Genomic DNA, 11,465 nt, shown 5'->3' with positions numbered 1-11,465 from the left:
CCCGCCAACATCGGCGGGTTTTTGTGAACAGTTTCAGTCGGGATCAATGGTGCAGCATTTCATCCACCACCTCTTCTCCCTTGAGCTGATAAGGGTAGTAGGTTGGCCAGTTATCCATCTCTTCAAGCAAGGCAGCCTGCGAGGTATTACCCATAAAGATATGGAAGTGGCTCGATTTACGTGGCGCAATAATGTGATCGCTGAATTGCACGTATTTCGGCGCGTCGCTGCCAGCGTCTTTACACTCGAACAGATAACGCACACCTTTCTTGCCTGACGTATAGTTCAAAATTTTATATCCGGCATAATCATACTTACACGATGCCACCTTTTTACCGGTATGAAACTCCATTACGCCGTTTTCAATACCAATAGTGTCAACATCGGTCGCGTAGCCCTTGCGGTAATAGGCTTTAACCTGCTCTGCCGTTTTGCTCTTGTCTTTCTCCGCTTTCTTTTTGAATACCGGATCCAGTTCGCCACTCACCAGATATGGATAGACAGACTGCCACATGCCATCCCAGTCGGCGAGCGTACGGTTCTGCACATTTTTGTCATCAAAAACGCCTTCTGCCGCCTTTTGTTCTATTTCGGTCATTGGTGCACCATGGGAATGGTGACCATGCGCCAGTACCTGGCTACTAACAAAAAGCATCCCCAGAACGACTGCCAATTTTTCCAAATGCATAGCCAAAATTTCACCCTCAAATCATTTGCGAGTGGAATGTTATAATATAACATATCAATTAAATCAATAGGCCAGCTGCAAGCCCTTGTCTCATTTCACGCTACAATGAGCTTGCTGGAACAAAGCTGATCAAGCAGGGCCTGCTGATGGCTGATAATCAGCATAGCCAATGGCCGACGCTGACATTCTTCAAGCAGCAGCGCCCAGATATCCCTTTGAATGGAAGGATCGAGCTGGGCGGTAATTTCATCGGCAATCAGAAAACGCGTACGCGGGTCGAGCGCCCGCAGTATGGCAATTCGCGCCAGCTCACCGCCCGAAAGTTGTCCGGGACGACGCGTTAGCCACTCCGGCTTAATATGCAGTCGGGCAAGCGTTTCTGCATCTGGCCGCCATGCATCATGAACCGCATCACCGGTACTCCGTCTGGGGTTAAAGGTTAATTCCGGATGCTGCGGTACAAGCTGCACCGGGCAATATTGATGGCGCGGCAACGGTTGGTCATCAACCAGAACGTCGCCGGACGTCGGCTTTTGCCACCCCGCAAGCACACGTCCCAGCGTTGTTTTTCCGGTTCCACTGGGTGCGCAAATCCCAATGCGCTCCCCTGGTGACAACGAGAACGAGAGATTTTGCCACAGTATTTTACCTCCCTGACGAATGAACACATCACGACAGCACAGCATACCGCTCTCCAAAAAGTTGATTTCTTTCGGGCAGCGCTCGCCATTGCCGTTTTAGATGTTCACTAATTTCACCGCGTAAAAGCTGTTCCCGGCTGACATTATCCGACACCGTTCCTTGATGCAGCGCGACAATGCGATCTGCGTGACGTGCAGCCAGAGTGAGATCATGTGTCACCCATAAAACGCCCGCGCCCCGCTCACACAGGCCGCGTAGCTGTTCCAGCAGTTGATTTGCCAGAGGCGCATCAAGCCAGGCGGTAATCTCATCAGCAAGAATATAACGAGCCTGGCTGAGTGCGGCATGACACGCCAGAATGCGTTTGGCCATTCCTCCCGAAAGCTGACGCGGGAAAGCCTCTAACACGGTGGTTTCCAGATGATGACGTTCGAGCAAGTGTTCAATTTGCCCTGCATTCCACGCCTGACCGGAAAGCTGGCTGGCTCTTCGTAAATGCTTTTCAATAGACAGCAGCGGATTCAGCGCCTGCACACCTTGCGGAACATAACTAAACGTACTGCCACGGCATGCCCTGATGTCATTGTTATCCAGCATTTTCCCATCAAGGGTGATATTGCCATGAAAGCGCAAATTTTCCGGCAACAGATCGAGTAAGCATTGCAGCAGCAGGCTCTTACCCTCACCACTGCCCCCCACTAACGCCACCATCTGGCCCGGCGCAACATCAAAAGAGACATCCTGCAGCAACGAGGACCATTTTTTTGCGCCGTACCAGCGATAACGCGCCACTTCCAGCGAAATCTGCCGCAAACTCAACATGCATCACCTCTCAACCATAAACGATGTACCGCCCGGGCAAGTTGATCAAATAGCATCACAAGGAGAAATAGCATCAGCCCTGGAAACAGCACCAGCCACCAGTCGCCATGACTGATAAACCGCAGCGCATCTGCCAGCAACAGTCCCAGCGAAGGTTCGTGGGGTGCCAGCCCGAAGCCAAGGAAACTTAACGCTGCACTGTGCAATACCGCATGAGGGAACATCAGCAACGTTCCCGTTAACCACTGGGGCAATAGCGCAGGTAAATAGTGATGCCGCCAGCAGTAAAAGTGGCCATGCCCCAGTCGCCAGGTGAGTGTCAGGTAATCACTGTGGGCAACGCGTTCCGCTTCAGCACGTAAAATCAATGCCAGCCGCGGCCAGTGTGTGAGCGCAACCGCCATAATCACCCCGCTTTTCCCGCCGCCCAAGGTAAAACAGATCAAAATCAGCAGCAGAAGGTGCGGCATGGACAACATCGCATCGGTGATCAGACGCATGACGACATCCAGGCGTGGGTGCAGACGGGAAATCGCCGCCATCAGTAACGCAATGAATCCGCTGCACAGCGCCGCGCCAATACCGATTTGCAGGCTGGTTAGCGCCCCCTGAAAGCAACGAACCCACAGGTCGCGCCCCAGATTGTCGGTACCAAACCAGTACAGCGCATCAGGCGGAAGATGACGCACAAGAAGATTCACGTTCAACGGATTATCCAGCATAGCTGCGCCATATACTGCAATAAATAACAGGCCGCTCACGGATAGCAGAAGACGAACAAGCGTCGGCGTCGGGTTATAGAGCATCAGGTCGCTCCAGCGCGCGATTCAGAACATGGACAAACCAGGCAGAGAGAGAGTTACCAATAAACACCAGCACGGTACTGAACAAGACAATCCCCATCAGTAACGGCAGGTCACCGCGTAATCCGGCATCGATGGTAGCCTGCCCCAGCCCCGGATAGGCAAAAACTTTCTCAGCCAGCAACGCACCGCCCAACAGTTCGCCCAACGAGGCAAACTGTAGACATAGCGCTGGCGTGATGGCGTGTCGCAGAACCTGGTGACGCAACAGCGACCACCCCTTGTCACCCTGCGAACGCGCAAAACGAACAAATTCGCTTTTCATCACGCTGGCGATACTTTCCCGCGTGTGCAACGTAATTTGCCCCAGCCCCAGCAGGCTAAGTGCGCAAACAGGGAGAACCAAATGGCGCAGACGTTCAGTCAGCGTTGCCATATCGCTGTTATTTCCCGGTTCCCACGCACAACAGACCGGGAACAGCGGCCAGCGTACCGCAAATACTGCCAACAGCAGCATGCCAATCCAAAAGGTCGGTAAGGAAGAAAGCAGATAGCTAAGTCGGCAGATGGCTTTATCCGGCCAACGGTTCAGGTAGCGGCCGGCAACAAACCCCATTGTCGTTCCCAATAAACCGGAAACCAGCCACGCACCGCTCAGCAGCGCAAACGAGGTCGCAAACCGCTCCTTAATCACGCTGGCAACAGGGGCATTAAACAACATCGAGTAACCAAGGTCGCCCTGTAGCACGCGTAAGAACCAGTGGAAAAAACGCTCCCACAGGGGTTGATCCAGGCCCCAACGAGCAGCAATACGTGCATATTGCTCCGGCGGAACATGCAGCAAATCGTTGCCAATATAGGCCCGGATTGGATCGACCGGCGAAAAGCTGAGCAAGATGAAAGTGCCAGCCGCGACCAGCACTAACAACACTATCAGCCGTAATACATGGCCTAAAACAGACTTCATCAACGGCAGGTCCAGGTCCATTCGTCCAGATTATTGAGCAGTGACCAGCTACCGTGAATTTCCGGTGCACCTTTGCCCAGATCGATGCACGGATTCGCCAGATAGGTGTGCTGAATATTCAGCAGCCATGCCCATGCGGCATCCCCTTGTACGCCTGCGCCTTGTTTACCATCCCACTCAACCTGTTGCCAGAAAGGCAACGCTTTTTGCCAGTCTGGTGCATCAATGGCCTGCTTGAGATGTTGCTCGACCACCGGATTGCTGTAGTAGCCCGGGTTGTAATACTCCACACCCGCCGCCTGCCCGCTGTAGTGATGGAAAAGCTCCATCGGATCCAGGCTCCCCCAGCCGAACAACGTAGGATTAGCATGCATATGACGTTCAACGGTTTCCCAGCTACCCGACTGCAGCGAAATCTGAATACCCACTGGCTCCAGCATCGCACGTACGGCCTCGGCTAAATCCCGGCGCGTACTGTCGCCGCTGGCGTACCACAACGTCAGACGCGCCTCTTTACCGTCTTTCGCACGTACGCCGTCTTTGCCCACTTTCCAGCCGGCCTGATCCAGAATCGTCCGGGCTTTTTCAGCGTCGCCATCTTTGAATGCCACCGAAGTCCCCTGCCATGGCAACCCCTGAACCGCGCTATACGCGGGGATCGCATGACCCTCCATAACCTGCCCGGCAAGCTGCTTACGGTCAATGGCGTAATTGATCGCACGCCTGATAGCAATATCGGCTGTAATATCGTTCCCAACCGGATAACCATTAGCATCTTTCTTCCCAGCCGGAACCATTGGGAAAACAATACCGCGGTTTTCTACACTGTCGCGAACCCACAGTTTTAAATTCTGCTGTGCGGGCGCCACCGCCATCGACGGCGCAATACGTACCAGTCCCAGTTGGCCACTACGCGCTGCGGCGTATGCGTTATCCTCATCGAGGAATACAAACACAAGCCGGTTGAAATCATTCTTCTTACCGGCATACCACGGGTTTGCTTCCACGATCAGTTGCTGCCCAGGTTGAAAGCTCACCAGGCGGTAAGGACCTGCGCCAATCGGATTTTTGGCAAATGTTTTTTCGTCATACTGTTTTGCCGGAACAATACCTAACGAACCGAGCACGTTCACAAAAGTGCTCTGCGGATGGCTAAGCGTAATTTCTGCCGTGCGGTTGTCTATCACGCGGGCATGGGTGAAATTCCCCATGTCAATTTTCCCACCACTTTTTGCGGCTTTGTTATAGGTGAAGACCACATTTTCAGCCGTTAGCGGCGAACCATCAGAGAATTTGAGATCGGGCTTAAGCGTCAGCGTCCAGGTTTTGCCGTCGGCACTGGTCACCACTTTTTCCGTCAGCAGGTTTCCCCAGCTCATATCCGCATTTTGCTTTAACACAGGTGCATGCAACAACAGATAGCTGCCATGACTCCAGCCCAACATCGGGTCAAATCCCTCCGTCGGCTCGGGCCCAATGGCCAGTTTTAACGTCTGGCCTTCGTCTGCATTTTTCGCAGCGAGGAGTGGTGAGGTTAATGCGAGAGTCAGTGCGCACGTCAGCAGTGCCAGCTTGCCTTTAATCATTCTCTTATCCAGATTTACGTTATTTTTATCGCGTTTAACGAACAATTTACGTTAGACGGTCTCCTGGGGAAGGGATTATGGCGGACAGCAATGTCGAAAAAAATGATGCAGCGCAGAAAAGTATGACGATTTTTAAAAAACATCATACTACTTTCTAATACCCGGTACTTTCACCTCTCACTTCGCTGAAGTGGCTAAGCAAAATCACCGTATTTACTCGCCTTTATATTAAATAAGAAGCAATAGTTGCAGGAAAAACTATTCACCAGCTTCGGTTTTTACCCACCTCAAATTCATGACAATTTATGTATATTTATTAAAGAAAGACACAGTAAGTGACAAGTTATGTAAATATATAATGATAATTATTTGTATTATCATTTTCATCAATTATCTTACTGCCTTTGAATTTTTAACAAAGGAAGTTTGACTATGCGTTTAAAACCAGTTGCCTCTGTCGTTCTGTCCTGTATAGGGTTTACCAGCCCCTTTGTCTTCGCTGAAGACGTGATGGTAGTAACCGCTTCTGGTTACGAAAAAAAGATCACCAATGCGGCTGCCAGCGTTTCCGTTATTTCACAGCAAGAGTTACAAACCAATAAATATAACGATTTAGGTGAAGCTCTGCGTTCTGTGGAAGGTGTGGATGTCGAAAGTAGCACGGGTAAAACCGGCGGTCTGGAAATTAGCATCCGTGGTATGCCCGCCAGCTATACCCTGCTCTTGATTGACGGTATCCGTCAAAATGGTAGCAGCGACGTGACACCGAACGGCTTTTCAGCCATGAACACCAGCTTTATGCCTCCACTGGCGGCAATCGACCATATTGAAGTGATCCGCGGTCCGATGTCGACGTTATACGGTTCCGATGCCATTGGCGGCGTCGTCAATATCATCACCAAAAAGAGCACCGATAAATGGAGCACGTCCATTAATACCGGCGTTAACCTGCAAGAAAGTAATAAATGGGGTAACAGCACTGTCGCCAACTTCTGGTCAAGCGGCCCATTGATCGCCGGTGTACTGGATATGCAAGTTCGCGGCAGCACCACGCAGCGTCAAGGCTCCAGTGTCACTTCGCTGAGCGATACCTCTTCCACCCGCGTGCCGTATCCTACGGAATCTGAGAATTACAATATCGGCACTCGCCTGGACTGGAAAACCAGTGACAGCAATACGTTGTGGCTGGATCTCGATTCCGCCAGACAACGCTACGATAACGATGATGGACAGCTTGGCAATCTGACCGGCGGATATGATAAGACGCTGCGTTATGAGCGTAACAAAGTGACGCTCGGCCACGATACCGCATTAACATTTGGTACCTGGAAATCCTCTGTAGGCTGGAATGAAACCGAGAACAAAGGCCGCCAGTTGGTCTCCTCGGCACTGACACCAGAGAACGCGAGCCGGGCCGGCGACGCACGTGAACTGAAGAACACCAACGTTATTTTGGATTCCATGCTGCTGACGCCGTTAGGTGACTCTCACCTGTTGACTATCGGAGGAGAATACTGGGATGCCCGCATGAAGGACGGTGTCGTGCTGGCCAATACCGGCGAGACATTCCACCAGAAAACATGGTCGGCCTATGCTGAAGATGAATGGCATATCCTCGATTCTCTGGCCTTAACCGTGGGGACTCGCTATGAACATAATGACGTCTTTGGTGGGCACCTCAGCCCACGTGCCTATATGGTCTGGGACGTATCCGATGAGTGGACCCTCAAAGGCGGCGTCACAACGGGTTATAAAGCGCCATCACTCAGCCAACTTCATAATGGCATCAGTGGCGTAACGGCACAGGGGACGGTCAATACCGTCGGGAACCCGAACCTTAAACCTGAAGAAAGTACCAGTTACGAAACCGGGCTTTACTATGAGAATGACGCTGGGCTGAACGCCAACGTCACGGGTTTCTATACTGAATACAAAAATAAAATCGTTTCGTATTCTATCGATGATAATACCAACAGCTACACCAACAGCGGTAAAGCAAGAACCGATGGTATCGAGTTTGCCAGTACATTCCCGCTATGGTCGGACTCGCTGAGTTTATCTCTCAACTACACCTATACCCAGAGCAAGCAAAAAGATGGCGAGAATAAAGGCGCGCCACTGAGTTATACCCCGAAACACATGGCGAACGCCCGTCTGAACTGGCAGGCAACGGAAGATATGAACGCCTGGCTGAGCGCTCGCTACCGCGGTAAGGCTCCACGCTATACGGAGAATTACGACAACCTCAGCGCCGTCCAAAAGGCGGTGTATGACGACAAAGGTGCAAATTTAAAAGCCTGGACCGTTCTGGACATGGGGATGTCTTATAAACTGACCAAAGAACTGACGCTGAATACGGCGGTGAACAACGTGCTGGATAAAGACTTTAGTGACGTCACGCTGTATCAGGTTGGCCGCAATAGTACTTATGCAGGCGACTACTATCAGACTGCACAATCCACGACCGGATACGTCAACCCGGGCCGTAACTACTGGGTATCCTTAAACTACCAGTTCTAGTTTTGCTTACCTCTGTTGGCCAGGCTATAACTGATAGCCTGGCCGCTATCAGCATGTATTCGTAAGCGGATTGTCAGTATTGCGCATACGTAAGGAGAGACAATGCCCTTTTCAACCACTGAGCGTCAGGCACTTCTGTCATTAAAAGGCGTTGGCCCCAAAGTCATCGAGCGGCTTGAGCAACTTGGTTTCCACTCGCTTGCCGATCTTAAAAACTCTACTGTCGACGATATTACCCAGCAAGCGGCGTCAATGGTCGGCTCGACATGCTGGAAAAACAGTCCGCAAGCGAAAACGGCAATTGCCAACGTCTTAGCGCTGGCAAGTACGTTGTCGTTACGCTGATTTAGCATATCGCCAGGGCACGAGGAACGGGCGTTATTTAACCGTTTCTGATTTTCCCATTGATACCCGGCTGCGGTTTACCAAACAGATACCCTTGCGCGAAATCGCAGCCCAAAGCCTGAAGGCTCGCCAGCTGTTCCTCTGTTTCGACACCTTCTGCAACAGCTTTCATATTCAGCGATTTCGCCATACCAGTAATAAGCCTGATGATATTAAGGGCGTCTTCCTGCGTAGATATCGAATGCACAAAGGACTTGTCTATTTTGATTTTATCGAAAGCAAGCCGACTCAGTCGCGAAAGAGAAGAGTATCCGGTACCAAAATCATCGATGGAGATTTTTACCCCCAGAGCTCTGAGCTTGTTAAGCGTATTCATCGGCGTATTGCTCTCCGTAAAGAGAGAGGATTCCGTCACTTCCAGCTCGAGACGGTCTGCCGGAAGTCCGGTTTCTTTCAGAATGGACAGCACGATTCCGGCAAAGGCCTTGCTGCTTAGCTGGACAGGTGAAACATTGACTGAAATTTTAACCGGTACGGTCCAGGACGCTGCTTCCCTGCATGCAATTTCAAGCACAGATTTTCCCATCTCGTTAATCATTCCTGTTTTTTCTGCAACAGGAATAAAACTATCCGGCGACAGAAGCCCTTTTAGAGGATGTATCCAACGAATAAGGGCTTCATAGCTGTAAATTTCCTGGCTGAAAGAATCGACAATAGGCTGATAATAAACCACGAATTCTTTATTCACTATGGCCATTGCCATATCATGCTCAAGAGTTCTGCTTTCTTGCAGCTTTTCTAACATCCGCTGTCGGAAGACTTTTATTTTACCCGAGCCTTCATTTTTCGCTTCATAAAGCGCCAGATCGGCAAATTTATAAAGATAGTCGGAACGGCGTTCAGTTTCAGAGATAACAATACCAACACAAGTGGTTATATTTATAATTGCGTTATAAATAGTGTAGGGTTGGTTGATAAAATCACATATTTTTTGGGCTCGGGAAACAGCATGACTCTCTGTCAGACCGCTCGAAAGAAAAGCAAACTCATCGCCGCCTAAACGATATAGCGTGTCGGAACCCTGGCTCATAGAAATCAAACGATGGGATATCTGACGTAATAACATATCACCGGCATCATGGCCATACGTATCATTTACCTCTTTGAATCGATCTAAATCGAACAACATCACCGTCACAGAGTCATTGTTTTTTTCTGCCATCTCGATGGTTTTATTTAAATCCCCCCAGAACAACTGGCGATTGTTCATCTCGGTGAGAGAGTCGTGATAGACGTCATACTCCAGTTTTGCATTCTGGATCTGCAGTTTTTCTTTAGATTCCTGAAGTTCCTCAGCAAGGCACTTAACCTGGAGATGTGCTCTCAAAATGTTTCTGTTCTGAAAAAAAATCAGAACCCCCAGTATCGCACTCAATATTATAAGCAATACTGAAATAGCTGAATAAATATAATACAGGGTTTGAATGTTAATATTTGTATTATTAATCGAGCTAACATCTTTATCTAACGCACCGGATGAAAGACGGGCTAGCGGTGCATCAAGCGCATGCATTTCTTTCAGGTATGCCTTGAGTTCTGAACGATTCATTTTCTCAAGATGAACATCCAGATAATTAAGCATTTTTTCAAGCTGTATAGCCAGTTCATAATGCGCTTGATTGCTCTCTATATAATGCCCTAAATCACCTTCCTTTATTAAATCGCTCTGGCTGAGCATAATATCGAGACGCAGGCGCACAGCATCGAGCGTCATCGTATCATCACTAATGTAGAGACCAAGCCACGATTCAAATCGGTAATATTCTGATACCATTTGAACAGCAGACCATGAGTCGGTGTAGTGAGTCAGTTTCTGTAGTTCTTGTTGTCTTTCGTGCACAAGAAAAGATATATATCCGGTAGATATAAAAAGGAAGAATATAATGCCAGCCAGTATTCTGTTCATGATGGTCCTCTGAACCCCTACTCAATTTTCATTGAGCTGACCTGCCATGCTGACCTTGAATAAAAAATCTGATTATTCAGTTCAGGAATGCTGTCATAGGGATACACGATGAATAGTGGGCCTTTATCACGGATGCGCATATATTCTCCGTTGATTTTTAGAGCAAGAATAACATTATATTTTTTGAAATCACTGAGTGGGATAACGGTGGTGTAGTCATTGAGCGCAGTGACTTTAACAACAGAACCTTTTGCCCCGACATAATCCATGAGCTTTTGCAGCGAGATACCCGTAAAGGTAGTGCGTCCATTATACCAGGGTGAGGAGGTCTGGAAACTTACCGTGCCCAGATTCTCGAGACTGGCGATATCAAAAATGGCTTTCCCGTCTTCATTGGTATTTTCTATATTACCGGATACTGTTAAAAGGACTTTACCGACAGGTTTGGAAAGTTCACCGGCCCAGACCTGGGTAGTGACGACAAAGCTTAACAACATGACAATTAACCGCATTCTAACCTCACCAATCTATCGAATGTAAGAGAATTATAATTTAGTTATTATGCTATTTACACATGCTGCCCAGCGATTATTGATACTGTAAGCTTCCCCATCTTTTAGCCCATTAAAATCAAAGAGTTAATCTAAATTTATTTTTTAACATTGCTTAAAAAAGGCCATTACTGTTATTTGCGACACAGTAAATTTCGCTACCACCGTACAAAAAATAAGCTACCGGTTTAAGTAGTAAAAATAAACACACATAAATATAAAGGTCTATTTTTTCAGGCAACAGCAGGATATTGTTTTTCCGGCAGAGGGTTTCACGCCTCTCATCGAATGAGTGCTGTGCAATGAATCACCAGAACCTGGTTTTGCAGCTCATCTATAAAAAATATGATTGCTTGTCGGGTCGAGATATCCTGGCAAGAACCGCGTCATTGAGCTTACAGACCAGACGTAAATATCAATTTGTGTTCGCCAACACTAATCACAAATACCATGAGGGTAAAAAATACAAATCTGGCGTAGAGCCCCGGCAGGTTTAAAGCGGTTTTAATCGCCACCGAATTCCATTGAAAAAAAACGGGAACCACCCGGTTCCCGTTCTCACACAACCCAGAATC

10 protein-coding genes are annotated in these 11,465 nt (G+C 48.9%); 2 read left to right on the top strand and 8 right to left on the bottom strand.

Annotation, left to right across the window (positions count from 1 at the left end; translation table 11 throughout):
• Window positions 1-43 precede the first annotated feature (43 nt).
• From zinT to FDX03_RS17205, 6 genes are all read right to left on the bottom strand, one after another.
• Window positions 44-688 (bottom strand): metal-binding protein ZinT, encoded by a 645-nt coding sequence (zinT, locus tag FDX03_RS17230; RefSeq protein WP_161958604.1) that lies wholly within the window; start codon window positions 686-688, stop codon window positions 44-46.
• Window positions 689-783: 95 nt separating this feature from the next.
• Window positions 784-1,374, bottom strand: a complete 591-nt coding sequence (locus FDX03_RS17225) for an ATP-binding cassette domain-containing protein (protein WP_048211938.1) — start codon at window positions 1,372-1,374, stop codon at window positions 784-786.
• Window positions 1,358-2,152, bottom strand: a complete 795-nt coding sequence (locus FDX03_RS17220) for an ATP-binding cassette domain-containing protein (protein ID WP_048211939.1) — start codon at window positions 2,150-2,152, stop codon at window positions 1,358-1,360. The genes FDX03_RS17225 and FDX03_RS17220 overlap by 17 nt, the downstream gene beginning before the upstream one ends.
• Window positions 2,146-2,958 carry an ABC transporter permease gene (locus FDX03_RS17215; RefSeq protein WP_061067746.1) on the bottom strand — a complete coding sequence of 271 codons (813 nt, stop codon included), beginning with the start codon at window positions 2,956-2,958 and terminating at the stop codon, window positions 2,146-2,148. Before FDX03_RS17215 ends, FDX03_RS17220 begins: the two co-directional genes overlap by 7 nt.
• Window positions 2,948-3,922 (bottom strand): ABC transporter permease, encoded by a 975-nt coding sequence (locus tag FDX03_RS17210; protein ID WP_061068819.1) that lies wholly within the window; start codon window positions 3,920-3,922, stop codon window positions 2,948-2,950. The genes FDX03_RS17215 and FDX03_RS17210 overlap by 11 nt, the downstream gene beginning before the upstream one ends.
• Window positions 3,922-5,508: an ABC transporter substrate-binding protein gene (locus FDX03_RS17205; protein WP_137346306.1), complete on the bottom strand. Its 1,587-nt coding sequence runs from the start codon at window positions 5,506-5,508 to the stop codon at window positions 3,922-3,924. Before FDX03_RS17205 ends, FDX03_RS17210 begins: the two co-directional genes overlap by 1 nt.
• A 432-nt stretch (window positions 5,509-5,940) precedes the next feature.
• On the opposite strand from FDX03_RS17205, the gene FDX03_RS17200 reads away from it, so the two are divergent.
• Together FDX03_RS17200 and FDX03_RS17195 are read left to right on the top strand one after the other, a co-directional pair.
• Window positions 5,941-8,028, top strand: a complete 2,088-nt coding sequence (locus tag FDX03_RS17200) for a TonB-dependent receptor (protein WP_101741752.1) — start codon at window positions 5,941-5,943, stop codon at window positions 8,026-8,028.
• Window positions 8,029-8,130: 102 nt separating this feature from the next.
• Window positions 8,131-8,373, top strand: coding sequence for a helix-hairpin-helix domain-containing protein (locus tag FDX03_RS17195; RefSeq protein ID WP_121584522.1), 243 nt, complete (start codon window positions 8,131-8,133; stop codon window positions 8,371-8,373).
• A 37-nt stretch (window positions 8,374-8,410) separates the two neighbouring features.
• Here FDX03_RS17195 and FDX03_RS17190 read toward each other — a convergent pair whose 3' ends face one another.
• Complete coding sequence (locus tag FDX03_RS17190; RefSeq protein WP_048211944.1) at window positions 8,411-10,339, bottom strand: bifunctional diguanylate cyclase/phosphodiesterase; 1,929 nt, start codon at window positions 10,337-10,339, stop codon at window positions 8,411-8,413.
• A gap of 17 nt (window positions 10,340-10,356) precedes the next feature.
• A complete protein-coding gene (locus tag FDX03_RS17185) occupies window positions 10,357-10,851 on the bottom strand; it encodes a molybdopterin-dependent oxidoreductase (RefSeq protein ID WP_048211945.1) in 495 nt (164 codons plus the stop codon).
• Window positions 10,852-11,465 lie beyond the last annotated feature (614 nt).

The sequence above is a fragment of the Citrobacter sp. wls827 genome (assembly GCF_005280875.1).
GTDB classification, from domain to species: Bacteria; Pseudomonadota; Gammaproteobacteria; order Enterobacterales; family Enterobacteriaceae; genus Citrobacter; species Citrobacter youngae.
Note: the sequence above shows the minus strand (reverse complement) of the source record. Positions and strands in the feature narration are given on the sequence as shown.